We start from the raw sequence: 23109 nt of genomic DNA, 5'->3' as shown, positions 1-23109 counted from the left end.
GCCCCACCGGGCGAAGAACCCGGGGCCCCACCGAGCGAAGAACCCGGGGCCCTACCGGGCGAAGAACAGAGCCTCGGCCCCAACGGGCCGATAGCCGGCGGCCTGGAACGCCCGCACACTGCGGGCGTTCCCCGCCGCCTGCTGCGCCCACACCACGTCCCCGGCGGGGACCAGATGCCGCGCCGCCGTCGCAAGGGCCCGGCCGAGCCCCCGGTGCCGGGCACCCTCCTCGACCTCGACGGCCGTCTCCCAACGCCCCGCGACACCGCGCCCGATGACCAGCACACCGCCGTCCGCCGCGGCCCACACCCGCACGTCGTCGCGCCGCTTGCGGGCCCGTGCCACCCGCGGATGGTCGGGGTCGTCCAGCTCCCGCAGGCCGAGCGCGGCGTCCGGCGGGCCGGGCAGTGCGGCGGCGACCGTCAGCAGGTCCGTGGTGTCGGTGGACCTGCCCGTCCGCTCCTGGAACGCGGCGAGGAACCGCGGGCTCATCGTGGCGGCCAGCGGATCGCAGTCGACGGCGGCCAGCGCGGAGCGCACCCACCGCGGGTCCTCGTCCGTGAAGATCACGGAGTGTGCCGTGAACGCGAGCACCCCGGCGTCGCGGTGGCTCGGCTGCGGCACGACCGTCGTCCCGCCGTCCGCGGGCGGGAAGTCGCCGAGCCCCGCCGCGGCGAGGATGTCCGCGAGCGCCGACGATGCGCTGGCCATGGCTGTACTCCTTGCGATCGGCTCGGGGAACGGCCGTTACCCTAACCCCCGTCAGTACTGCACAAAGAAGGGGCGGACCCGGTGGCGGACATCGAAGAGGCACGTAAGGCGTTCGATCGGTTCGACGCGGACAGCGACGGATTCATCACGGCTGCGGAGTACAAGACGGCCATGGCGCAGATGGGGGACTGGAACGTCACCGAGTCGGTCGCCGAGGCCATCATCAAGTCCAAGGACGCGAACGGCGACAAGCTGCTCTCCTTCGACGAGTTCTGGGCCAGCCTGAACAAGTAGCGCCCGTGCGCGAACACGAAGGGGCCGCCCCCGGTACACGGGGTGCGGCCCCTTCGCATGCGTTCAGCCGCGCGCGGCGGCCCGCACCGTCCAGCGCCCGCCGTGCCGCTCCACCTGTACCGGGTGGTCGAAGCACGCGCCGACCGGGCCGGTGGTGAGGACGTCGGCGGCGGGCCCGGAAGCCAGGGCGCGGCCCGCGCGCAGCAGCAGCGCGTGCGTGGTGCCTGCGGGCAGCTCCTCCAGGTGGTGGGTGACCAGGACCGTGGCGAGGTCGGGGTGCGCGGCGCGCAGCGCGTCCAGGCTGTCCAGGAGCCGCTCGCGGCCCGGCAGGTCGAGGCCGGTGGCGGGCTCGTCGAGGAGCAGCAGCCGCGGGTCGGGCATCAGCGCCCGGGCGATCAGCGTCCGGCCGCGCTCGCCCTGCGACAGCGTGGGCCAGCGCGCGTCGGCACGCGTGGCCAGGCCCATGGTGGCGATCAGGTGCTCGGCCCGCTCCCGCTGCGCCTCGGTCGGTAGCCGGTGCGGCACCCGCGCCACGCTGTTCGTCAGCCCGGTGAGCACGACCTCGCGCACGGGCAGCGGGGAGCGGAGCGGGTGGCGGGGGTCGACATGGCCCAGGTACGCCCGCAGTTCCCGCAGGTCGACGGTGCCCAGGCGGCGGCCGAGCACCTCCACCGTGCCGTGCGTCGGGTGCGTGAGCGCGCCGAGCAGGCTCAGGAGCGTCGACTTTCCCGCCCCGTTGGCGCCGAGCAGCGCCCAGTGCTCGCCGGGCCGGACGGTGAGCGAGACGTCGTCGAGGATGCGCCGGCCGTCGCGGACGACGGTGACGGAGGCGGCGTGGAGGACGGGGGTGGTGTCGGGACCCGAGGCGGTGCTTTGCGCGGAAGCGACTCCTGGCCCGGACGTGGCGCCGGTGGCGGGCGTGGGGCGCGGGGTGTCCGTCGCGGTGCGGGGCGGCGCCGTCACACCGTCACCCCCGCCCGGTTCACCGCGGACACCACCGCCTGCACCGACGCCGTGAGCAGCGAGGTGTCCACGCCCACCCCCCAGACGCGGGCGCCGTCGGCCCCGCCGACCCGGCACAGCGCGTACGCCGCCGCCTCGCTCGTGCCGCCCGAGGTGACCGCGTGCTCGCTGTAGTCCAGGATGTCGACGGCGACCCCGGCGGCCGCGAGGGCGTCCACGAAGGCGGACAGCGGGCCGTTGCCGAAACCCTCGAAGTCCCCTGCGCGGTCGCCCACTTGGAGGGTGCACACGCAGCGGTGCGCGCCGTCCGGGGCGGTGTCCGCGGCCCAGGACAGCAGGGCGAGACCGCCGCCCGAGCCCGGCCTGCCCGGCACCAGATACGTCGTACGGAACAGCTCGTACAGCTCGTCCGGGCACGCCTCGCCGCCGCTGTCGTCGGTGGCCTCCTGCACCGTGCGGGAGAAGTCGGCGCGCAGCTCGGCGGGCAGGTCGAGCCCGTGGTGCGTGCGCAGCAGATACGCCGTGCCGCCCTTGCCGGACTGGGAGTTGACGCGGATCACGGCCTCGTACGAACGCCCGATGTCGGCCGGGTCGAGCGGCAGGTAGGGCACGTTCCAGGGCGCTTCGCGCGGCTCGACGCCCAGCTCGGCGGCCTGCTTGGCGTGGTGGGCCAGGCCCTTGGCGATGGCGTCCTGGTGGGTGCCGGAGAACGCGGTGTGCACCAGGTCGCCCGCGTACGGGTGGCGCGGGTGCACCGGCAGCCGGTTGCAGTGCTCGACGACCTCGCGGACCGCGTCGATGTCGGAGAAGTCCAGCATCGGGTCCACGCCCTGCGCGTACAAATTCAGCGCGAGCGTGACCAGGTCGACGTTGCCCGTGCGCTCGCCGTTGCCGAACAGGCAGCCCTCGACGCGCTGCGCGCCCGCGAGCACCGCGAGTTCGGCGCAGGCGACGCCGGTGCCGCGGTCGTTGTGCGGGTGCACGGACAGGATGACGGAGTCGCGCCGGGCCAGGTTGCGGTGCATGTACTCGATCTGGTCGGCGTACACGTTCGGCGTGGCGATCTCGACGGTCGCCGGGAGGTTGTGCGTCACCGGGCGGTCCGGGCTCGCGTCCCACAACTCGGTGAGCCCGTCGCAGAGTTCGAGTACGAAGTCGGGCTCGGTGAGGTTGAAGGTCTCGGGCGCGAACTGGAACCGGATGTGGGACTCGGGGCGGGCGTCGGCCAGGCGGGCCATGTGCGCGGCGGCCTCCTCGAGGGTGGCGCGCACGGCGGCCCGGTCGCGGCCGAGCACGACGTCGCGCCAGACCGGCGAGGTCGGTATGTACAGGTGCACCACCGCGCGCGGCAGGCCGTCGATCGACTCGAAGGTGCGGTCGATGAGGTCGGCCCGCGCCGGGGTGAACACGACGGGCGTGACGTCGTCCGGCACGGCGCCGGAGCGGACCAGCTCGACGAGGTGGCGTACGAAGTCGAAGTCCGTGCGGCTCGCCGAGGGATAGCCGACCTCGATCTCCTTGAAGCCCATGGACACCAGCAGGTCGAAGAAGCGGCGCTTGCGCGCGGTGTCCATCGGCTCGGCGAGGGCCTGATTGCCGTCGCGCAGGTCGACGGGGACCCACAGCGGGGCGCTCTCGATCCGCGCGGACGGCCAACTGCGGTCGGACGCGAGGACGGTGACCCGGTCTTCGTAGGGCCGGTAGCGGTGGAAGGGCATCGTGCTGGGGCGCTGCGGGTTCCAGATCATGTACGGCACCCTAAGCACACCTCAGGTCCTCAGACAAGTACTCCTCAGACAAGTACACTCTGCGTACGCAGGTAATGCAGTAGTGCATACGCATCCGACGCCCGCAGACAGACAGGTGACCCCTCGCATGCCGCTCGGCTCCCTCCGCCCCAGCCCTCTGGTCGAACAGGCCACGGAGCGGCTGCGCGCACAGATCACCGACGGTCACTGGCCGGTCGGCAGCAAGCTCCCCGGCGAGACGACCCTCGCCAAGGAGCTCGGCGTCGGCCGCTCCACGGTCCGCGAGGCCCTGCGCGCCCTCGCCGGGGCGGGCCTGGTGCAGGCACGGCAGGGCGCCGGGGTCTTCGTCACCGCCACGGAGCCGGCCGAGGACTGGCCGGCCCGGCTGCGCAAGGCGGCGATCGGCGATGTGTACGAGGTGCGGATGCTGGTCGAGGTGCAGGCGGCGCGGCTCGCGGCGGCCCGCCGCACCCCCGAGGACATCCGCGCCATGCACGCCGCGCTCACCGCCCGCAGAGCCGCCGCCCCCGCCGCCGGTGCCGCCTTCATCGACGCCGACATCGCCCTGCACGCGTCCGTCGTGGCCGCCGCGCACAACCCCGTCCTGACCGACCTGTTCGGCGAGTTCGTGCCAGCCCTGCGCGAGGGCCTGGTCGCCCTGCTCGACCTGATCGACATCCACCGGGAGGAGTCCGACCACGGCGACGCGGCCCACGAGGCCCTGGTCCGGGCGGTCGAGGCGGGGGACCCGGAGGAGGCCGAGCGGGTGGCGCTCGTCGAACTGGAGGAGACGTTCGGGAGGTTGAAGGGTAGAGGGGGAGCATGAAGATGATGTAGAGGGAGAGCATGAAGGTGATCACGGCACCCCGAACGGCCCTCACGCGACGCGGATTCCTGGGAGCGGCCGCGCTGTTGCCGCTGGCCGGCTGCGCGCAGGACAAGGAGCCGGAGGCGGCCCGACCGGCCCGCCGAACCAAGTCCCCTTCTCCCTCTCCCTCAGCTTCCGCGGGGAGGGGGAAGCGCCACCCGCAACTGGCGGAGCTGGAGCGGAGGTTCGACGCGCGCCTCGGCGTGTACGCCCTCGACACCGCCACCGGCCACACCATCGCCCACCGTGCCGACGAACGCTTCGCGTTCTGCTCCGCGTTCAAGGCGCTCGCGGCGGCGGCGGTCCTGGACGGCAACCCGCTGTCCCACCTGGACGACCGCGTCAGGTACGGCAAGGCCGACCTGATGAAGCACGCCCCGATCACCTCCCGCCACGTCGACAACGGAATGACGATCCGTCAACTCTGCGACGCCGCAATCCGGTACAGCGACGGCACCGCCGGGAATCTGCTGCTCCGCGACATCGGCGGCCCCGACCGGCTCACGGCGTACGCCCGCGAGCTCGGCGACAACGTCACGCGGATGGACCGGTTCGAACCGGCGATCACCGAAGCCACGCCCGGAGACCCGCGCGACACCAGCTCGCCCCGCGCCTTCGGCACCAGCTTCCGCGAGATCGTGCTGGGCGACGCCCTGCCGAAGCCCAAGCGCGCCTTCCTCCGCGACCTCCTCGAACGCAACGCCACCGCCGCCGGGGCCGGCCGGATCCGGGCCGGCCTGCGGCGCGACTGGACCGTCGCCGACAAGACCGGGACCGGCGACTACGGCACCCTCAACGACATCGCCGTCGTGTGGCCCCCGAAGGGCCCGCCCCTGCTGATCGCGATCATGTCCAGCAAGGCGGAGCGGGACGCCCCGTACGACGAGGCGCTCCTCGCGGAGGCGGCGGCGTACGTGGCGGCCACGCTGCCCCCAAAACGCTGAGTCTGCTGACGCCGCTAGGCGGCCCGGGTGCGCCGGTACCGGCCTGGTGGCACCCCGTACGCCCGCTTGAAGGCCTTGGCGAAGGCGAACTCCGAGGTGTAGCCCGCGCGTTGGGCGAGGACGCGCAGCGGGGTGTCCTCCTCGCGCAGCAGGCGGCCCGCGGTCGTCATGCGCCACCACGTCAGGTACGCGAGCGGGGGCGAGCCCACCGTCGCGGTGAAGCGGCGCGCGAACGGGGCCCGGGACAGTCCGCCGAGCGCGGCAAGCTCCGCCACCGTCCAGGGGCGCGCGGGGTCGGCGTGCATCGCGCGCAGCGCCGCCGCCACCGCCGGGTCGGCGAGGGCCGCGGACCAGCCCGTGGGGTGGTCGGTGGCGGCGTCGTCGTGCTTGCGCAGCCACCAGGCGCGCAGGATGTAGAGCAGGAGCGTGTCGAGGAGGGCGGAGACGATCGTGTCCGAGCCGGGCTGCGGGTTCTCCAGCTCGGCGCCGAGCAGCTCCACGGCGGCGCGCACCGAGCCGTGCGCGCCGACGCGGGCGGGCAGGTGGACGACGTCGGGCAGGTCGGACAGGAGCGGGTGGGCGCAGGAGCGGTCGATGCGGTAGGCGCCGCACAGGAGGACCGCGGAGGGGCCCTCGCCCGTGACCGACGCGGGGCGGCGGGGCGGGGCCTCGGGCCAGGTGCCGTCCGGGTTCAGGCTGAACCGCTCCAGCTCCACGCCGGGCTCGCTCACCAGCGCGTGCCCGAAGCCGTGCGCGAGGAACACCACGTCGCCGGGCCCGAGCGCCACGGGCTCCGCGGCCGCCCGCCCGTCGCCCGCGCGATCGGCGATCAGCCAGGCCGACCCCTGGAGCAGCACATGGAACCCGGCACCCTCGTGCGTCCCGAAGTGCACGCCCCAGGGCGCGTACTTGTCGCGGATCGCGGAGTGCGGCAGCCCCAGCCGCATGGCGGCGATCGCGTCGCTGAGTACGTCCATGCCTGAACGGTAGCGCGTGGGACCGGCAGCGAGACGCACGGACAGAAAACCAAGACAAGCAGGCATGGTTCGTCTCGCAGCCCGTACATAGCGTGGCAGCCATGACTTCAACATCAACTTCAACTGCTGCCCGTGCCGTGCTCTTTGACGAAGTCGGCGGACCCGAGGTCCTGAAGGTGCGAGACGTGGAACTCGCCGCCCCGGCACCCGGCGAAGTCCTCATCAGGGTCGAGGCGCTCGGCCTCAACCGCGCCGACGCCCTCTTCCGCTCGGGGACCTACTACTACCCGGCCACCCTGCCCGCCTCCCGCAACGGCTACGAGGCCGCGGGTGTGATCGAGTCGGTGGGCGACGGCGTGACGGCGTTCGCGCCCGGCGACACCGTGCTGACCACCGGCAACTTCGAACTGAGCGCCCACGGCGTGTACGCGGACCGCGTCGTGCTGCCGCAGGAAGCGGTCGCCCGGCGCCCCGCCGACGTGGACGCGGTCACGGCGGCCGCCGTCTGGCTCACGTACACCACCGCCTACGGCGCCCTGCACCTGCGCGCGGGGATGCGCCCCGGCGACCACGTCCTTATCACCGGCGCGTCCAGCGGGGTCGGCACGGCCGCCCTCCAGGTCGTACGCCGCGCGGGCGCGATCCCGATCGCCACCACCCGTACCGAGGACAAGCGGCGCCAACTCCTCGACCTCGGCGCCGAGCACGTCGTCGTCACCGGCACCGAAGACGTGGCGAAGGAGACGAAGCGGCTCACCGACGGCCGGGGCGCCGACATCGTCCTGGACGCCATCGGCGGCCCCGCCTTCCAGACCCTCGGCGAGGCCGCGGCGCAGGACGCCACGTACGTCCTCTACGGCTGGCTCGACGGCCGTCCCACGACCGTCCCGATGACCTGGCCCGTCACCGTCCACGGCTACAACAACGGCATCGTCACCGACACCGCCGACGCCCGCCGCCGCGCCACCGCCTACCTCAACTCGGGCCTGGCGAACGGCACCCTGCGCCCCGAGATCGCCGAAATCTTCGACGGCCTGGACCGCATGCCGGACGCCCACCGCCTCATGGAGACGAACACCCACATCGGGAAGATCGTGGTGCGGCCGTAGGCCGGGCGCCCGCGGCGGCGCGCGGAGCGGGCGGCGCGAGCGGGGCAGGGCCGGGCTACGGCGTGGCCCAGTCCCGCATCGCGTCCTCGCTCGCGAAATCCGCCACGTTCTTGTCGATGGGCGTCGACGTGTACTGGTGGATGCGCCACTTGGCCTGGATGCGGGGCTTGCCCGCCGTCACGTAGTCGGCGATCCAGAGGCCGTCGCCCGCGTAGGACGTTGTGTCCCTATTGAGCCAAAAGTCCCGATTGCAGTACAGCATCACTCTGTGGTTCGGGCGCAGCCGCTTCACCTCCCGGATGAAACGATCCTTCTCCGCGTTCGTCGCCGCCGTGTGGTCGCCCGTCCACTCCCAGTCCACGGCGAGGAAGTCCCCTGCTCTCTCGGGGGCCTTGCTCACGAAGTACTCGGCCTGGGCGGTGAGGTTGCCCGGCCACAGGAAGTGGTAGAAGCCGACGACGCAGCCGCCGTCGCGGGCGAGTTTTGTCTGGGCGGTGAGGCGGGGGTTGATGTACGAGCGGCCTTCCGTCGCCTTGATGATGACGAAGGAGAGGCCGTCGGTGTTGAAGGACGACTGGTAGGAGCTGACGTCGATGCCGCGCAGCATGGGGGGCCTCCAGGGGTGGGGGGAGTGCGCCTGCGCCGGGTGTGTGGGGCGTTCGCGCCCGGCGCGTGGTGGGTGAACAGTCAAAAGTTGACTGTTACTTGACCGTTCCCCGTGAGGGGCCGCTTCCACCCTCGTACTGGCGTTCCCGGCGTCCGTATGTGTATCTGTACGTGCGCGCGTGCGCATCCGTATCTCTACGTGGTGTGCATCCGTATGTGCACGCGCATCCTGCCAGCCCCACCCGACGACTCACGGATACGGGACCCCCACATGCCCCTGACCCGCCGCGCCTTCCTCGGCTCCGCCGCCGCAGCGACGGCCTCCGCCGCCCTTCTCGCCCCGCCCGCCAGGGCCACGGCCGGGACCAGCGTCGGCCGCGCCCGCCGCGTCCTCGGCGTACAGAACTGGATGGCGGGCATCGATTCCTCAACCCCCTTGCAGCGCCTGACGATTCCCGGCACGCACGACTCCGGCGCCCGTTTCGGCGGCTGGTGGGTGGAGTGCCAGAACACCACGCTGCATCAGCAACTCGCCTCCGGCATACGGTTCCTGGACATCCGGTGCCGGGTGTTCGAGGGGTCCTTCACCATCCACCACGGCGCGTTCTACCAGCACCTGAACTTCGACGACGTCCTCGGCGCCTGCCGGGACTACCTGCGCGGCCAGTCCACGGAGACCGTGCTGATGCGGGTCAAGCAGGAGTACTCGGAGGAGAGTGACGCGGCGTTCCGGGCCGTCTTCGACGACTATCTGGACCGGCGCGGCTGGCGCTCCCTCTTCCACATCGGCGACGCCTGGCCGCGCCTCGGCGACGTACGCGGGAAGGTCGTGCTCATCGCCGACAACGGCGGGCTGCCCGGCGGCATCCGGTGGGGCGACGGGAACGTCTTCGACATCCAGGACGACTGGAATGCCGCGCCCGGCGCCAAGTACCCGAAGATCGAGGCCCACTTCAGGAAGGCCGCGGGCCAACCCGGCAAGCAGTACGTCAACTTCGTGAGCACGGCGGCCGGGCTGCCGCCGCGCTGGAACTCCGACGACCTCAACCCGAAGACGCACTCCCTCCTGGAGAGCGCGGAGGGACGCGGCTGGCGCGGGCTCGGGATCGTACCGATGGATTACCCCAATACCCGCGCCGGTCTGGTGGAGTCACTGATCGCCCACAACTAGGCAGCCGTCCGGCGGGCGGCGCGGCTCAGCACTCGATGATGTTCACGGCGAGCCCGCCGCGCGCCGTCTCCTTGTACTTGACGCTCATGTCGGCGCCGGTCTCCTTCATGGTCTTGATGACCTTGTCGAGGGACACCTTGTGGCTGCCGTCGCCGCGCATCGCCATCTTCGCGGCGGTCACGGCCTTCACGGCGGCCATGCCGTTGCGCTCGATGCAGGGGATCTGGACGAGGCCGCCGACCGGGTCGCAGGTGAGGCCGAGGTTGTGCTCCATGCCGATCTCGGCGGCGTTCTCGACCTGCTCGGGGGAGCCGCCGAGGACCTCGGCGAAGGCGCCCGCGGCCATCGAGCAGGCGGAGCCGACCTCGCCCTGGCAGCCGACCTCGGCGCCGGAGATGGAGGCGTTCTCCTTGAAGAGCATGCCGATCGCGCCCGCGGCGAGCAGGAAGCGGACGACGCCCTCGTCATCGGCGCCGGGCACGAAGTTCATGTAGTAGTGCAGGACGGCCGGGATGATGCCCGCCGCGCCGTTCGTCGGCGCGGTCACGACGCGGCCGCCGGCGGCGTTCTCCTCGTTCACCGCCATCGCGTAGAGCGTGATCCACTCCATGGCGCGGGCCTGCGGGTCGCCCTCGGCGCGCAGCTGGCGGGCGGAGTTCGCGGCGCGGCGGCGGACCTTGAGGCCGCCGGGCAGGATGCCCTCGCGGGACATGCCGCGGGACACGCAGGACTGCATCACCCGCCAGATGTCCAGGAGGCCCTCGCGGATCTCCGCCTCCGTGCGCCAGGCCTTCTCGTTCTCCAGCATCAGGGCGGAGATGGACAGGCCGGTCTCGGCGGACAGGCGCAGCAGCTCGTCGCCGGTGCGGAAGGGGTACTTCAGGACCGTGTCGTCGGGGACGATCGGGTTCTGGCCCTCCGCGCCCTCTTGGTTGAGGACGGTCTCGTCGACGACGAAGCCGCCGCCCACGGAGTAGTACGTCTTCTCCAGGATGAGCGCGCCCTCGGCGTCGTACGCGAAGACGGTCATGCCGTTGGCGTGGTACGGCAGGGTCTTGCGGCGGTGCAGGACGAGGTCGTCGTCGAAGGCGAAGGGGATGTCGTGCACGCCGAGGACGTTCAGGCGGCCGGAGGACTTGATCTCCGCCACGCGGTCGTCGGCGGACTCGACGTCCACCGTGCGCGGGGACTCGCCCTCCAGGCCGAGCAGGACGGCCTTGGGGGTGCCGTGGCCGTGGCCGGTGGCGCCGAGGGAGCCGTACAGCTCCGCCCGTATCGAGGCGGTGTGGGCCAGCAGGCCCTCGTTCTTCAGGCGGCGGGCGAACAGGCGGGCGGCGCGCATCGGGCCGACCGTGTGGGAGCTGGACGGGCCGATGCCGATCGAGAACAGGTCGAAGACCGAGATGGCCACGGGAGAACTCCAATGATGGGTGGTAGACGCCGTTGTCTGCCGGTCGTGCGGGGGACAGCAAGCGGTGCGGTGGGGCAAGCGGTGCTTTCGGGGCACGTGGTGCGGGGCACCGCGCGCACTGTCCTCATGTCCAGTGTGCGCGGTGCCCCGGAAGTCCGTACCAACGAGGTACCAAACTAAAGCGTACGAAACTACTTCAGTCCGGGGTACAGCGGGTGCTTCGCGGCCAGAGCGGACACGCGGGCCTTGAGGGACTCGGCGTCGAAGCCGGGCTTGAGGGCCTCGGCGATGATGTCCGCGACCTCACGGAAGTCCTCGGCCGTAAAGCCGCGGGTGGCGAGGGCCGGGGTGCCGATGCGCAGGCCGGAGGTGACCATCGGCGGGCGCGGGTCGTTCGGGATGGCGTTGCGGTTGACCGTGATGCCGACCTCGTGGAGGCGGTCCTCGGCCTGCTGTCCGTCCAGCTCGCTGTGGCGCAGGTCGACCAGGACCAGGTGCACGTCCGTACCGCCGGACAGGACGGAGACGCCGTGCTCCTTGACGTCGTCCTGCACCAGGCGCTCGGCCAGGATGCGGGCGCCGTCGAGGGTGCGCTGCTGGCGCTCCTTGAAGTCGTCCGAGGCGGCGACCTTGAAGGAGACGGCCTTGGCCGCGATCACGTGCTCGAGCGGGCCGCCCTGCTGACCGGGGAAGACCGCCGAGTTGATCTTCTTGGCGAGCTCCTGGGTGGACAGGATGACGCCGCCGCGCGGGCCGCCGAGGGTCTTGTGCGTGGTGGTGGTGACCACGTGGGCGTGCGGGACGGGGGAGGGGTGCAGGCCCGCGGCCACCAGGCCCGCGAAGTGCGCCATGTCCACCATCAGGTACGCGCCGACCTCGTCGGCGACGCGCCGGAAGGCGGCGAAGTCGAGCTGGCGCGGGTACGCCGACCAGCCCGCGACGATCAGCTTCGGCTTGGCCTCCTTGGCGAGGCGCTCGACCTCGGCCATGTCGACCTGGCCGGTCTCGTCGTCCACGTGGTAGGCGACCACGTTGTAGAGCTTGCCGGAGAAGTTGATCTTCATGCCGTGGGTCAGGTGCCCGCCGTGCGCGAGGTTCAGACCCATGATCGTGTCGCCCGGCTTGAGCAGCGCGAACATCGCGGCCGCGTTGGCCTGCGCGCCCGAGTGCGGCTGGACGTTGGCGTGCTCGGCGCCGAAGAGCTCCTTGACGCGGTCGATCGCGATCTGCTCGACCACGTCGACGTGCTCGCAGCCGCCGTAGTAGCGGCGGCCGGGGTAGCCCTCGGCGTACTTGTTGGTGAGGACCGAGCCCTGGGCCTCCATGACGGCGACCGGAGCGAAGTTCTCCGAGGCGATCATCTCGAGGGTGGACTGCTGGCGGTCGAGCTCGGCGTCGACGGCGGCGGCGACGTCCGGGTCGAGCTCGTGGAGAGGGGTGTTCAGAAGCGACATCGGAAGATCAGTCCTTACGCCGTGGTCAGCTGCCTGCGAAGTCGGTGTACTCGTCGGCGGAGAGCAGGTCGCCCGGCTCGTCCGCGACGCGCACCTTGAACAGCCAGCCGCCCGTGAAGGGGGCCGAGTTCACCAGGGACGGGTCGTCCACGACGTCCTGGTTGGCCTCGACGACCTCGCCGGAGACGGGGGAGTAGAGGTCGGACACCGACTTGGTCGACTCCAGCTCGCCGCAGGTCTCGCCCGCGGTGACCGTGGCGCCGACGTCCGGGAGGTCGGCGTAGACGACGTCACCGAGCGCGTTGGCCGCGTACTCCGTGATGCCGACGGTCGCCACACCGTCCTCGGTGGCCGACAGCCACTCGTGCTCCTTGCTGTAACGCAGCTGCTGGGGGTTGCTCATGGCCTGAATTCTCCTGTACGCGGGCGTGTGCTGATGCACGTGGGTCTTACGGACTGAGACGGACTGAGACGGACGCGTGACACCGCGGGAGCCGGTGGGACGCACGGGGCGTCCGCGGCACGCGCGGAAGCGTTACTTCTCGCGACTTCTCGCGATTTCTGACGCGTTATTTCTGGCGCTTGTAGAACGGCAGCGCGACGACTTCGTACGGCTCGTGCGTGCCGCGGATGTCCACGCCCACGCCCGGCGTGCCGGGGGCGGCGTGCGCCGCGTCCACGTAGGCCATCGCGATCGGCTTGCCGAGGGTCGGGGACGGCGCGCCGGAGGTGACCTCGCCGATGACCTCGCCGTCGGCGACCACGCTCATGCCCGCGCGCGGGACCCGGCGGCCCTCGGCGACCAGGCCGACGAGCTTGCGCGGGGGAGCGGCCTCGGCGCGCTCGGCGGCGGCGCGCAGCGCCTCGGCGCCCACGAAGTCGTCCGCGTGCGACGTCTTGTCAAACTTGACGACCCGTCCCAGACCGGCGTCGAAAGGCGTCAGGTCCGTCGTCAGCTCGTGCCCGTACAGCGGCATGCCCGCCTCCAGGCGCAGCGTGTCGCGGCAGGACAGGCCGCACGGGATCAGGCCCGCCGGGGCGCCCGCCTCGGTCAGCGCCCGCCACAGCTTCTCGGCGTGCTCGGGGGCCACGAACAGCTCGAAGCCGTCCTCGCCGGTGTAGCCCGTGCGGGCGATCAGGGCGGGCACGTCCGCGACGGTGCCGGGCAGGCCCGCGTAGTACTTCAGGCCGTCCAGGTCGGCGTCCGTGACGGACTTGAGGATGCCGGGGGACTCGGGGCCCTGCACGGCGATCAGCGCGTACGCGTCCCGGTCGTCCCGCACCCGGGCGTCGAAGCCGGCGGCGCGCTCGGTGAGGGCGTCGAGGACGACCTGGGCGTTGCCGGCGTTGGCGACGACCATGAACTCCTGGTCCTGGAGCCGGTAGACGATCAGGTCGTCGAGGATGCCGCCGTCCGCCCGGCAGATCATGGTGTAGCGGGCGCGGCCGGCGCCGACGGAGCCGATGTTGCCGACGAGCGCGTAGTTGAGCAGGTCCACGGCCTCGGGGCCGGTGACGGTGATCTCGCCCATGTGGGAGAGGTCGAAGAGGCCGGCGCGGGTGCGGACCGCGTTGTGCTCGTCGCGCTCGCTGCCGTACCGCAGCGGCATGTCCCAGCCCGCGAAGTCGGTCATGGTGGCGCCCAGCGAACGATGCAAAGCATCGAGGGCGGTGTGGCGTGGGGTGTGGCTCATCAGTACTGACTCCCGGGCATGGCATGACGGGCGAGGTCGATCCTCCCCATCTGTCATAAACCTGAGAGGTTCACCACGTCCCGTACGTATGACGGGTCATGACTTGCACCTTGGGTGGAGCCGTCCCGTTGACCGGGGGAGTGGCCCGCTTTTCAGATGTGCCTCGCCCGCGCGGTACGGGGCCTGAGAGATTCAAGGGAGGAACTTGCTCCTTCGGCGCCCCAGGACGAGTGTCGTGTCCCTGGGAACTCTCCCGCGCGGATTCAAGCGGCCGGTATGGAGTTGGCGCGCTCATCATTGCACGCGCCCCCGCTTCACAACAGCCGCAACCCGATGCGCCGGTTCGGGGAACAGCCCGGGCCTTGGCGCCCTTGTACAGCATTACCTTCTCTTTACACTCGACGGAGAAGTACTGGGGATGAGTGACGTGACCAGCATGGGGAGGCCGATCACGGTGCGCAGGAGCGGTGCTGGTGCGACCACCACGGGGGTGGCGCTGCCCGAGGGCGGTGTCGTGCTGCCGGGCAGCGGCGTCGGTGTCGCGCTGCCGTCGCAGTCCGGCGCCCCCTCGCGGGAGAGCCTCGGGTTCTTCCCGCGGGCCGTCGTGCGCGACCTCCGGGAGCGGGCGGGGCGCGGGCCGCGGCGCCTGGTGTTCGCCGCGAGCGACGTCGTGGTCGTCTCCGGGCTGCCCGGCAGCGGCAAGTCCACGCTGATGCGGCGCGCCGTGGCGGGCCCGCGCGTGGACTCCCAGGACACCCGCGACCGCTGGGCGGCCCGCATGCCCCGGCTGCTTCCGTACGCGCTCTACCGCCCCCTGGTCCGCCTCGCGCACTACGCGGGCCTGCGCCGGGCGCTGCGCTCCGGCGCCGGCGTCGTCGTGCACGACTGCGGTACGCAGCCGTGGGTGCGCCGCTGGCTGGCCCGCGCCGCCGTCCGGCGCGGGGCGACGCTGCATCTGCTGCTGCTCGACGTGCCGGTCGAGGTGGCCCTGGACGGCCAGCGGGCGCGCGGGCGCGGAGTGTCGCGGTACGCCTTCGCGCGGCACCGCAGGACGGTCGGCCACCTGGTCCGCTCCGCCGAGCGCGGGGAGCTGCCGCGGGGCTGCGGCTCGGCGGTGCTGCTCGACCGGGAGGCGGCGGGGGTGTTGGGGGAGATCGGGTTCGGGGCGGACGTGTAGGTCTGTTCGGCGGGAGTTGTCAGCCCGTCCGGCGTTTGAGGACGAGCCGCGAAGCGGCGATAAGCAGGGGTCCAGGGGGCGGCAGCCCCCTGGTTACGGGAAGGGGTGGGCCTGGGGCGCCCCGCGAGGGCCCGGCGTTAGGGTCGGCCCCGGAAGCGCGCGAGGCAGGCACAAGGCAGAACGGCACGCGCAGGGCAGAGCAAGGGTTGGGACAGATGGACTTTCCGGGGGACTTTCCGGCGCACGCGCATCCCGACGGGGGATGGCCGGCCAACGAGCTGGAGGAGGTGCTCGCGGCCTCGCTCGGGGCGCCACCGTCCGACGCGGTGGGCGCCCGCATGGTCGAGACGCTGGGCCGCAGCCACGTCTGGGTGCCCCTGCCCGGAGGCGGCGGCCCCGAGAGCGCGACCCTCGACCTGCCGACGCTGGAGATCGACGGTCAGGCGTACGTCCCCGTCTTCACCTCCGAGCAGCAGTTCCAGCAGGCCACGGGCGGCCGGATGAACTGCACGGTGGCGCCGGCCGTGGAGTTCGCGCGCGGTCTGCCGCCGCAGCTCGGGATCGCCCTGAACCCCGAGGGCACCGTCGCCGTGCCGCTGCCGCCGCCGGCCGTCGCCGCGCTGTGCCGCGTGGGGCGCACCGAGCTGGACGGTCCCGCGAGCGGGGGGCGGGTGCGGCTGTTCGAGCCGGACTGGAAGGAGGACCCGGTGGACTTCCTGTCCGCCGCGTCCCGGGAGTTCGAGGCGGCGGGTGTCGTGCTCACCGCGCGCCGCTGCCTGGCCGCCGTCGAGGACGACGCGCCCTCCCTCTTCGTCGGCGTCGAACTGACCTCCTGGGAGGGCGACGCCCGCGACGCCCCCATGCAGGCCCTGGGCCGCGCCCTCACCCGGTTCCCCGTCCCCTGGCCGGTCAACCTGGTCCTCCTGGACGTCGCCCAGGACCCGGTGGCCGACTGGATGAGGGAGCGGACGCGGCCGTTCTTCTCGGTTCGGTAGGTGACTGCGTCCGCGGCTGCCGTTCCTGGCCGGGGGCCTGAGGTCGGTGCCCGCGTCCGTTCGCACCGTGCGGTGGTCGCTGTCCTCGCGTTGTGCTTCGTCCGCGGCTGGGTGGGTGGTGCGCCGCGCTGCGCGCGGCGTTTTCTCCCACCCGCCCACCCGTGACTGTGGGCCGCAGGGTGGGCCCGGGGGCCGGATTCCGGTGGACGCGTCCGTTCGCGCCGCGCGGTGGTCGCTGTCCTCGCGTTGTGCTTCGTCCGCGGCTGGGTGGGTGGTGCGCCGCGCTGCGCGCGGCGTTTTCTCCCACCCGCCCACCCGTGACTGTGGGCCGCAGGGTGGGCCGGGGGCCGCAGCCCGGTGGACGCGTCCGTTCGCGCCGCGTGGTGGTTCCCCCCCCACAGGGCCAAGGTCCAGCCCCGGCGGTGCGGCGGGGCCGACAGTAACGGGTGGGTGGGTGGGAGAACGCCGCCGCGCAGCGGTGGCGGCGGTTGCCGCTACGGTGCGCCAGGGCCGAGCCCCGATCAAGGCGCCCCCGCCAGAAGTAAGCTGGGAACCCGACTCGGTCGACACGGCCGTGCGGGCAGGTCGGGTACGTCGGGTACGTCGCGAAGGGGCGGTTACGGGTGAGTGCGTCGGGCACGGCCGCAGCGGGACAGGTCGAGCACATGCTGCGCCAGGTGACGCCCGGGCGCTATGACGCGTACGAGGCGCTCCTGCACGCCCTCGCCGACGGCCGCGTCTGGATGCTGCTCTGGCACGGCCAGGCGGGCTCCCCCGACGCGCAGTACGGCAACATGGAGGTCGACGGCCTCGGTTACGCCCCCTGCGTGACCTCCGCCCAGGAGCTCGCGGCCAGCGGCTGGAACCGCGGGTACGAAGTGATCGGCGGCGTCGACGCGGCCCGCGCCCTGTACCCGGACCACTACGGCCTGTGGTTGAACCCGCACGCCCCGGGCGGCGGCGTCGGCATCCCCTGGCTCGACCTGCGCCGCATCGCGAGCGGCCTCGACCTGCAGCCCGCGGGCCCGCTGCGGCTGACCGACCCGGCCATCGAACTCCCGCAGTTCTACGCCCTGTTGACGCAGAACGCGCACCGCACCCCGGCGGTCCGCTCGCTGCGCCGCGCCTGGGTCCAGCCCGCCCTCGGCGCCCCGTACCTGGCCATCGGCCTGGACGTGTACGACACCTCGCCCGGGTCGGTCGACACGGTCCGCGCGATGATGCAGCAGTCCATCGGCGCCGTCCCCGAGGGCCTGCCGGTCTCGACCGTCGCGATGTCCGACCCGCACGACCCGGTCGCGATGTGGCTGCGCGCCAACGCCCGCCCGTTCTACGACCGCGACCCGCAGGCGGCCCCGGCCCCCGCCGCAGGCGGATACGGCTATCCCGCGTCGTACTGAAGAAAACCGCCGTAAAACCCGCGAAAACCCCGAAACTTCCACCACCTCGATCCGGACATCATCCGGCCGCAGGCCGAAAACCGACGACCGCCATCGGCCTGAACAGCGCCGACGTGCGCGATGTCCGCTAACGGGGCCGGAGCGACGTTATGGGCTCCTGTGGCGCCTTGGACCCCAACTGCCCCGTGTTCGCCCGGCGTTCAGTCACGTCCGGATAACGGAACACCTCGATCAGCATCACGGTTGCGCATCCATTCCCCGACAAGTCTGGTAACAGATCGCGGCCCCGTTGAAGACTCCCGCTCACAAGGGGCCTTCGCCCCTGTGTACGACGGACTGATCACGTCGCTACAGCGGCAAGTGCGGGCCGGTCACCGCCGGTTGAGAGGGGTCCCTGCCACGATGACGGCGCCATTGCATGACACACCTGCGGACGCGAAACCCACTGAGGACGTCGCTCCCGCAGGCGGTGCAGGGGTGAAGAAGGTCGAGGGGCGGTCCCTCAAGCAGATCGCCTGGAACCGGCTGAAGCGGGACAAGGTCGCGCTGGCCGGTGGCATCACCGTGCTGGTCCTGGTCCTGGTCGCCGTCTTCGCGCCCCTGATCGTCAGCGTCCTCGGCCATCCGCCGAACGACTTCCACCAGGACAAGCTGGACCCGCTGACCAACCTGCCCACGGGCTCGCTCGGCGGCGTCAGCGGCGACTTCCTGTTCGGCGTCGAGCCCAACAAGGGCCGCGACGTATTCAGCCGGATCGTCTACGGCGCACGCATCTCACTGCTCGTGGCCTTCCTCGCCGCCATCGTCGCCGTGGTCCTCGGCACGCTCTTCGGGATCATCGCCGGCTACTTCGGCGGCTGGGTCGACGCCCTGATCAGCCGCGTGATGGACGTGCTGCTCTCGTTCCCGCAGCTGCTCTTCATCATCTCCCTGATCTCGGTGCTCCCCGACGACCTGATGGGCCTGGAAGGGACGAGCGTGCGCGTCGCGATCCTCGTCCTTGTGATCGGCTTCTTCGGCTGGCCGTACATCGGACGCATCGTGCGCGGCCAGACGCTCTCGCTCCGCGAGCGCGAGTACGTCGAGGCGGCCAAGAGCCTCGGCGGCGGCCGGCGCCACATCCTCTTCCGCGAGCTGCTGCCCAACCTGGTCGCCCCCATCACCGTCTACGCGACGCTGATGATCCCGACGAACATCCTCACGGAGGCCGCTCTCAGCTTCCTCGGCGCGGGCGTCAAGCCGCCGACCGCCTCCTGGGGAGGCATGCTGCGCGACGCCCTCGAAACGTACGAGCACGACCCGATGTTCATGGTCTTCCCGGGTGTGACGATCTTCATCACGGTGCTCGCCTTCAACCTCTTCGGGGACGGTCTGCGCGACGCGCTCGACCCCAAGGGAACCCGCTAGCAGTCCAACTGACTTGCCCCTGCCGCTGGTCAGGTGGCTCATTCCATGGTTCTCGGCAGCGATAGGCCAGGGACCGCGAATCTCGGAGGTTGCGAGAAAATGCCCAGAGTTTCCCCGAAACGACGGCTCACCGCTGGTGCGGCCCTCGTCGTCGCGGCACTGGTCACCACCACGGCGTGCGGCGGTGGCGACGACGACAACGGCGGCGGGAAGGGCGCGGGTTACAACGCCGCCCTGAACAAGGTCGCCAACCCGTCCAAGAAGGCCGGCGGCACGCTGCGCATGGTCGGCAAGCAGGACCTCGACTCGACCGACCCGCAGCGTGCCTACTACGGCATGTCCTGGGACTTCATGCGCTTCTACACCCGGCAGCTGGTGTCGTACGACACCAAGCCGGGCAAGGAGGGCACGAAGCTGGTCCCGGACCTCGCCGAGTCCACCGCGGACATCTCGAAGGACGGCAAGACCTACACGTACAAGCTGCGTGACGGCGTCACCTGGGAGGACGGTTCGCCGCTGACCTCCAAGGACGTCAAGTACGGCATCGAGCGCCTGTGGGCGACCGACACCATCACCGGTGGTCCTGGCTACATCCGCCAGACGCTCGACCCCAAGGGTGAGTACAAGGGTCCGTACAAGGACACGTCCAAGGACAAGCTGGGTCTGAAGGCGATCGAGACGCCCGACGACAAGACCATCGTCTTCAAGCTGCCCAAGCGCAACGGTGACTTCGAGCAGTTCCTGGCGATGCCGGCCGGCTCCCCGGTGAAGGCGGCCAAGGACACCAAGGCCAAGTACACCTCGCGGCCGTTCTCCTCGGGCCCGTACAAGTTCCAGTCGTACAAGCCCGGCAAGAAGATCGTCCTGGTCCGCAACGACAAGTGGAAGAAGGACTCGGACCCGATCCGCCCGGCCCTGCCGGACAAGATCGACGTGACGATCTCCGCCAACCTGGAGGAGAACGACAAGCGCCTGATGGACGGCGACTACGACGTCGACCTCAACGGCACGGGCATGACCCAGTCCGGCCGTGTCACCGCGGTGCAGAAGCACAAGGCGAACGTCGACAACATGCACACGTCCTTCGTGCGCTATGTCGCACTGATCCACACGGCCAAGCCGTTCGACAACGTGCACTGCCGCAAGGCCGTCTTCTACGGCACGGACTTCGCGGGCCTGCAGCAGACCCGCGGCGGCAAGCTCGCGGCCGGTGACATCGCCAACAGCACCCTGCCGAAGGCGGTCCCGGGCTCCAGCGACTACGACCCGTACGGAGTCCTTGAGCGCAAGGGCAAGCCGGACATCGCCAAGGCCAAGGACGAGCTGAAGCAGTGCGGCAAGCCGAACGGCTTCAGCGCCAAGATCACCGCGCGCAACAACAACCCGGGTGAGGTCGACACGGCCGAGGCCCTGCAGGCGCAGCTCAAGAAGGTCGGCATCAACGTCTCCGTCGAGCAGCTCGACGGCGCCGACTCCGCCAGCATCACCGGTTCGCCGTCCGTCGTGCAGAAGCGCGGCTACAGCATGCAGATGAGCGGCTGGGGCCCGGACTTCCCGACCGGCCAGGGCTACGCGCAGCCGCTGTTCGACAGCCGCTTCCTGAACGAGAACGGCAACTACAACGAGTCCCAGATCAAGGACAAGAAGATCGACGCCATGTTCGACGAGGCGATCGCCCAGACCGACCTGACCAAGGCCGCGGAGATCTACAAGAAGATCGACAAGCGCATCCTCGACCAGGCCGACTGGATGCCGTTCCTGTACGAGAAGAACATCACCTGGCGCGGCGAGCGGCTGACGAACGCCTACATGTCCGACGCCTACAACGGCCGGTACGACTACGTCTCGCTCGGCGTCAACGACAAGAAGTAACGCCGGAGAGCCGCCGCGGCGGGCGTGAATCCCGCCGCGGCGACCGTACTACTCGACCGACCGCCACACCGCCGCCGCATCCCGCCAGTCCGAAGGGCAGGTGATGGCCCCGGGCGGTGGCTCCCCGGCCCCTCACAAGGGGGCCGGGGAGCCACCGCCGGGCCGCGCACAGTGCTTGCTTATCTCATCCGGCGCCTGATCGCCGTCATCATCATGGTGCTGGTCGTACTGCTCGCGACCTTCACCGTCTTCTACATGCTGCCCAAGTGGGCGGGACAGGACATCGCCGTCCTCTTCGCAGGGAAGCAGGCCGGAGCCGAGCAGCTCGAAGGCATCCGCACCAAACTCGGCCTCGACGACCCGCTGATCATCCAGTTCTGGGACTTCATCAAGGGCATCCCGATGGGCCGGGACTACGCCAACGGCAGTGACGTCACGCACTGCCCGGCGCCCTGCTTCGGCTATTCCTTCCGCACCGAGGCCCCCGTCTGGGAGACCCTCAAGGACGCCCTGCCCGTGACCGGCGCGCTCGCCGCCGGCGCCTGTGTGCTGTGGCTGGGTGCCGGTGTCCTCACCGGTGTGGTCTCCGCGCTCAAGCGGGGCACGGTCTGGGACCGCGCCGCGATGACGACCGCCCTCGGCGGCGTCTCGCTCCCCGTCTTCTTCACCGGCATGATCGCGATGGGCATCTTCGTCCACAACCTGGGCTGGGTGGAGATCGCCGACAGCCTCAGTACGGACGACTCCATCGACGTCTGGTTCCAGACGCTGATCCTGCCGTGGATCGTCCTCGCCTTCCTGAACGCCGCGATGTACGCCCGTCTCACCCGCGCCACCATGCTGGAAGTGCTCGGCGAGGACTACATCCGCACCGCGCGCGCCAAGGGCCTCGGCGAGCCCGCCGTCATCCGCAGACACGCACTGCGCTCCGCGATGACGCCGATCCTCACCGTCTTCGGACTCGACCTCGGCGTGCTCATGGGCGGCGCCGTGCTCACCGAGTCCACCTTCAACCTTCCGGGCCTCGGCCTCGAAGCGGTCAGGGCCATCAGCAGCAAGGACCTGCCCGTGATCCTCGGCGTCACCCTGTGCGCGGCCCTCGCGATCGCCGTCGCCAACCTCGTCGTGGACCTTCTGTACGCCGTCATCGACCCGCGAGTGAGGCTGGGATGACCGAACTGTCCAAGAGCGGAGCCGCTCCCGAGAGCACCTCGGTCGCCAAATCCGGCGCGGCCGTCGGCGAAGTGGTCTCCGGCTCGCCCGCTCCCACCGCCTTCCTCGAGGTGCGCGACCTCAAGGTGCACTTCCCGACCGACGACGGCCTGGTCAAGTCCGTCGACGGGCTCTCCTTCCAGCTGGAGAAGGGCCGCACCCTCGGCATCGTCGGCGAGTCCGGCTCCGGCAAGTCCGTCACCTCGCTCGGCATCCTCGGCCTGCATACGGCCGGGCAATACGGCCGTCGCAAGCCGCAGCTCTCCGGCGAGATCTGGCTGAACGGCACCGAACTGCTCAGCGCCCCGGCGGACGAGGTGCGCAAGCTGCGCGGCCGCGAGATGGCGATGATCTTCCAGGACCCGCTGTCCGCGCTGCACCCGTACTACTCCATCGGCAAGCAGATCGTCGAGGCGTACCGGGTCCACCACGACGTCGACAAGAAGGTCGCGCGCAAGCGGGCCATCGACATGCTCGACCGCGTGGGCATCCCGCAGCCGGACAAGCGCGTCGACGCCTACCCGCACGAGTTCTCCGGCGGCATGCGGCAGCGCGCGATGATCGCCATGGCGCTCGTCAACAACCCGGAACTCCTCATCGCGGACGAGCCCACGACGGCGCTCGACGTGACGGTGCAGGCGCAGATCCTGGACCTGATCCGCGATCTGCAGAAGGAGTTCGGCTCCGCGGTCATCATGATCACCCACGATCTGGGCGTGGTGGCCGAGATGGCCGACGACCTGCTCGTGATGTACGGCGGCCGGTGCGTCGAGCGCGGCTCCGCGCAGCAGGTGTTCTACGAGCCCCAGCACCCCTACACCTGGGGCCTGCTCGGCTCGATGCCGCGCATCGACCGCGAGGAGACCGAGCGCCTCGTACCGGTCAAGGGCTCCCCGCCCAGCCTCATCAACCTGCCGAGCGGCTGCGCCTTCAACCCGCGCTGCCCGCACGCCGACGTGCCCAAGGACCAGATCACGCGCACCGAGCGCCCCGAGCTGCGCGAGGTCGGCTCCGGGCACTACTCGGCCTGCCACATGTCGCGCGAGGAGCGCACCAAGATCTGGACCGAAGAGATTGCGCCGAAGCTGTGAAGGAC

The 23109-nt window shown here is 71.1% G+C and carries 21 protein-coding genes and 2 riboswitches; of the genes, 12 read left to right on the top strand and 9 right to left on the bottom strand.

Annotated features, from left to right (window positions below):
* Positions 1–51 precede the first annotated feature (51 nt).
* Positions 52–711 carry a GNAT family N-acetyltransferase gene (locus AC0KTA_RS10975; RefSeq protein WP_481054927.1) on the bottom strand — a complete coding sequence of 220 codons (660 nt, stop codon included), beginning with the start codon at positions 709–711 and terminating at the stop codon, positions 52–54.
* 81 nt (positions 712–792) lie between these two features.
* Here AC0KTA_RS10975 and AC0KTA_RS10970 point away from each other — a divergent pair, with 81 nt between their 5' ends.
* A complete protein-coding gene (locus AC0KTA_RS10970) occupies positions 793–1005 on the top strand; it encodes an EF-hand domain-containing protein (protein WP_481054926.1) in 213 nt (70 codons plus the stop codon).
* 63 nt (positions 1006–1068) lie between these two features.
* Here the strand turns inward: AC0KTA_RS10970 and AC0KTA_RS10965 are convergent, their stop codons facing one another.
* A complete protein-coding gene (locus tag AC0KTA_RS10965) occupies positions 1069–1803 on the bottom strand; it encodes an ABC transporter ATP-binding protein (RefSeq protein ID WP_481056382.1) in 735 nt (244 codons plus the stop codon).
* Positions 1804–1964: 161 nt separating this feature from the next.
* A complete protein-coding gene (gene leuA, locus AC0KTA_RS10960; RefSeq protein WP_481054925.1) occupies positions 1965–3716 on the bottom strand; it encodes a 2-isopropylmalate synthase in 1752 nt (583 codons plus the stop codon).
* A gap of 127 nt (positions 3717–3843) precedes the next feature.
* Here leuA and AC0KTA_RS10955 point away from each other — a divergent pair, with 127 nt between their 5' ends.
* Together AC0KTA_RS10955 and bla are read left to right on the top strand one after the other, a co-directional pair.
* Positions 3844–4542 carry a FadR/GntR family transcriptional regulator gene (locus tag AC0KTA_RS10955; protein WP_481054924.1) on the top strand — a complete coding sequence of 233 codons (699 nt, stop codon included), beginning with the start codon at positions 3844–3846 and terminating at the stop codon, positions 4540–4542.
* 20 nt (positions 4543–4562) lie between these two features.
* Positions 4563–5528: a class A beta-lactamase gene (gene bla / locus AC0KTA_RS10950; RefSeq protein ID WP_481054923.1), complete on the top strand. Its 966-nt coding sequence runs from the start codon at positions 4563–4565 to the stop codon at positions 5526–5528.
* Between the two features lie 14 nt (positions 5529–5542).
* Here bla and AC0KTA_RS10945 read toward each other — a convergent pair whose 3' ends face one another.
* Entirely contained in the window at positions 5543–6505 is a 963-nt protein-coding gene (locus AC0KTA_RS10945) for an AraC family transcriptional regulator (RefSeq protein WP_481054922.1), read from the bottom strand.
* A 101-nt stretch (positions 6506–6606) separates the two neighbouring features.
* Between AC0KTA_RS10945 and AC0KTA_RS10940 the strand changes: the two genes are divergently transcribed.
* On the top strand, positions 6607–7614 hold the full coding sequence (locus AC0KTA_RS10940; protein ID WP_481054921.1) for a zinc-dependent alcohol dehydrogenase family protein: 1008 nt from the start codon (positions 6607–6609) through the stop codon (positions 7612–7614).
* A 55-nt stretch (positions 7615–7669) separates the two neighbouring features.
* On the opposite strand, the gene AC0KTA_RS10935 is transcribed toward AC0KTA_RS10940, so the two are convergent.
* Positions 7670–8221, bottom strand: a complete 552-nt coding sequence (locus tag AC0KTA_RS10935) for a glycoside hydrolase family 25 protein (RefSeq protein ID WP_481054920.1) — start codon at positions 8219–8221, stop codon at positions 7670–7672.
* A 270-nt stretch (positions 8222–8491) separates the two neighbouring features.
* Here AC0KTA_RS10935 and AC0KTA_RS10930 point away from each other — a divergent pair, with 270 nt between their 5' ends.
* Complete coding sequence (locus AC0KTA_RS10930) at positions 8492–9391, top strand: phosphatidylinositol-specific phospholipase C (RefSeq protein WP_481054919.1); 900 nt, start codon at positions 8492–8494, stop codon at positions 9389–9391.
* A 25-nt stretch (positions 9392–9416) separates the two neighbouring features.
* Here AC0KTA_RS10930 and AC0KTA_RS10925 read toward each other — a convergent pair whose 3' ends face one another.
* The 4 genes from AC0KTA_RS10925 to gcvT all read right to left on the bottom strand — a co-directional run bounded on the left by AC0KTA_RS10925 (position 9417) and on the right by gcvT (position 13950).
* Positions 9417–10802 (bottom strand): L-serine ammonia-lyase, encoded by a 1386-nt coding sequence (locus tag AC0KTA_RS10925; protein ID WP_481054918.1) that lies wholly within the window; start codon positions 10800–10802, stop codon positions 9417–9419.
* A gap of 191 nt (positions 10803–10993) precedes the next feature.
* Positions 10994–12256, bottom strand: coding sequence for a serine hydroxymethyltransferase (gene glyA, locus AC0KTA_RS10920; RefSeq protein ID WP_481054917.1), 1263 nt, complete (start codon positions 12254–12256; stop codon positions 10994–10996).
* Between the two features lie 25 nt (positions 12257–12281).
* Positions 12282–12659, bottom strand: coding sequence for a glycine cleavage system protein GcvH (gene gcvH, locus AC0KTA_RS10915; protein WP_481054916.1), 378 nt, complete (start codon positions 12657–12659; stop codon positions 12282–12284).
* A 166-nt stretch (positions 12660–12825) separates the two neighbouring features.
* A complete protein-coding gene (gcvT, locus tag AC0KTA_RS10910) occupies positions 12826–13950 on the bottom strand; it encodes a glycine cleavage system aminomethyltransferase GcvT (protein WP_481054915.1) in 1125 nt (374 codons plus the stop codon).
* Between the two features lie 40 nt (positions 13951–13990).
* Positions 13991–14112, bottom strand: a riboswitch (glycine riboswitch).
* A riboswitch (glycine riboswitch) is annotated at positions 14113–14216 on the bottom strand.
* A gap of 152 nt (positions 14217–14368) precedes the next feature.
* On the opposite strand from gcvT, the gene AC0KTA_RS10905 reads away from it, so the two are divergent.
* The 7 genes from AC0KTA_RS10905 to AC0KTA_RS10875 all read left to right on the top strand — a co-directional run bounded on the left by AC0KTA_RS10905 (position 14369) and on the right by AC0KTA_RS10875 (position 23104).
* On the top strand, positions 14369–15127 hold the full coding sequence (locus AC0KTA_RS10905; RefSeq protein ID WP_481054914.1) for an AAA family ATPase: 759 nt from the start codon (positions 14369–14371) through the stop codon (positions 15125–15127).
* A 215-nt stretch (positions 15128–15342) separates the two neighbouring features.
* Positions 15343–16122 (top strand): enhanced serine sensitivity protein SseB, encoded by a 780-nt coding sequence (locus tag AC0KTA_RS10900; RefSeq protein ID WP_481054913.1) that lies wholly within the window; start codon positions 15343–15345, stop codon positions 16120–16122.
* 623 nt (positions 16123–16745) lie between these two features.
* The gene (locus AC0KTA_RS10895; protein ID WP_481054912.1) at positions 16746–17522 is read left to right on the top strand and encodes an enhanced serine sensitivity protein SseB C-terminal domain-containing protein; all 777 of its coding nucleotides are present in this window, start codon (positions 16746–16748) and stop codon (positions 17520–17522) included.
* A gap of 402 nt (positions 17523–17924) precedes the next feature.
* Positions 17925–18929 carry an ABC transporter permease gene (locus AC0KTA_RS10890; RefSeq protein ID WP_481054911.1) on the top strand — a complete coding sequence of 335 codons (1005 nt, stop codon included), beginning with the start codon at positions 17925–17927 and terminating at the stop codon, positions 18927–18929.
* Between the two features lie 99 nt (positions 18930–19028).
* Complete coding sequence (locus AC0KTA_RS10885) at positions 19029–20801, top strand: ABC transporter substrate-binding protein (protein WP_481054910.1); 1773 nt, start codon at positions 19029–19031, stop codon at positions 20799–20801.
* A 171-nt stretch (positions 20802–20972) separates the two neighbouring features.
* Complete coding sequence (locus AC0KTA_RS10880; RefSeq protein WP_481054909.1) at positions 20973–21974, top strand: ABC transporter permease; 1002 nt, start codon at positions 20973–20975, stop codon at positions 21972–21974.
* Positions 21971–23104 (top strand): ABC transporter ATP-binding protein, encoded by a 1134-nt coding sequence (locus tag AC0KTA_RS10875; RefSeq protein WP_481054908.1) that lies wholly within the window; start codon positions 21971–21973, stop codon positions 23102–23104. The genes AC0KTA_RS10880 and AC0KTA_RS10875 overlap by 4 nt, the downstream gene beginning before the upstream one ends.
* Positions 23105–23109 lie beyond the last annotated feature (5 nt).

Source organism: Streptomyces sp. Y309 (genome assembly GCF_056712025.1).
The sequence above is the reverse complement of the archived record's forward strand: the minus strand, read 5'-3'. Positions and strand labels throughout refer to the sequence as shown.

Excerpts from the sequence above, each read along its gene's own strand:
- AC0KTA_RS10975 (WP_481054927.1), bottom strand. The coding sequence starts at position 711 with ATGGCCAGCGCATCGTCGGCGCTCGCGGACATCCTCGCCGCGGCGGGG.
- leuA (WP_481054925.1), bottom strand. The coding sequence starts at position 3,716 with ATGATCTGGAACCCGCAGCGCCCCAGCACGATGCCCTTCCACCGCTAC.
- AC0KTA_RS10955 (WP_481054924.1), top strand. The coding sequence starts at position 3,844 with ATGCCGCTCGGCTCCCTCCGCCCCAGCCCTCTGGTCGAACAGGCCACG.
- bla (WP_481054923.1), top strand. The coding sequence starts at position 4,563 with ATGAAGGTGATCACGGCACCCCGAACGGCCCTCACGCGACGCGGATTC.
- AC0KTA_RS10945 (WP_481054922.1), bottom strand. The coding sequence starts at position 6,505 with ATGGACGTACTCAGCGACGCGATCGCCGCCATGCGGCTGGGGCTGCCG.
- AC0KTA_RS10940 (WP_481054921.1), top strand. The coding sequence starts at position 6,607 with ATGACTTCAACATCAACTTCAACTGCTGCCCGTGCCGTGCTCTTTGAC.
- AC0KTA_RS10935 (WP_481054920.1), bottom strand. The coding sequence starts at position 8,221 with ATGCTGCGCGGCATCGACGTCAGCTCCTACCAGTCGTCCTTCAACACC.
- AC0KTA_RS10930 (WP_481054919.1), top strand. The coding sequence starts at position 8,492 with ATGCCCCTGACCCGCCGCGCCTTCCTCGGCTCCGCCGCCGCAGCGACG.
- glyA (WP_481054917.1), bottom strand. The coding sequence starts at position 12,256 with ATGTCGCTTCTGAACACCCCTCTCCACGAGCTCGACCCGGACGTCGCC.
- gcvH (WP_481054916.1), bottom strand. The coding sequence starts at position 12,659 with ATGAGCAACCCCCAGCAGCTGCGTTACAGCAAGGAGCACGAGTGGCTG.
- gcvT (WP_481054915.1), bottom strand. The coding sequence starts at position 13,950 with ATGAGCCACACCCCACGCCACACCGCCCTCGATGCTTTGCATCGTTCG.
- AC0KTA_RS10905 (WP_481054914.1), top strand. The coding sequence starts at position 14,369 with ATGAGTGACGTGACCAGCATGGGGAGGCCGATCACGGTGCGCAGGAGC.
- AC0KTA_RS10900 (WP_481054913.1), top strand. The coding sequence starts at position 15,343 with ATGGACTTTCCGGGGGACTTTCCGGCGCACGCGCATCCCGACGGGGGA.
- AC0KTA_RS10890 (WP_481054911.1), top strand. The coding sequence starts at position 17,925 with ATGACGGCGCCATTGCATGACACACCTGCGGACGCGAAACCCACTGAG.
- AC0KTA_RS10885 (WP_481054910.1), top strand. The coding sequence starts at position 19,029 with ATGCCCAGAGTTTCCCCGAAACGACGGCTCACCGCTGGTGCGGCCCTC.
- AC0KTA_RS10875 (WP_481054908.1), top strand. The coding sequence starts at position 21,971 with ATGACCGAACTGTCCAAGAGCGGAGCCGCTCCCGAGAGCACCTCGGTC.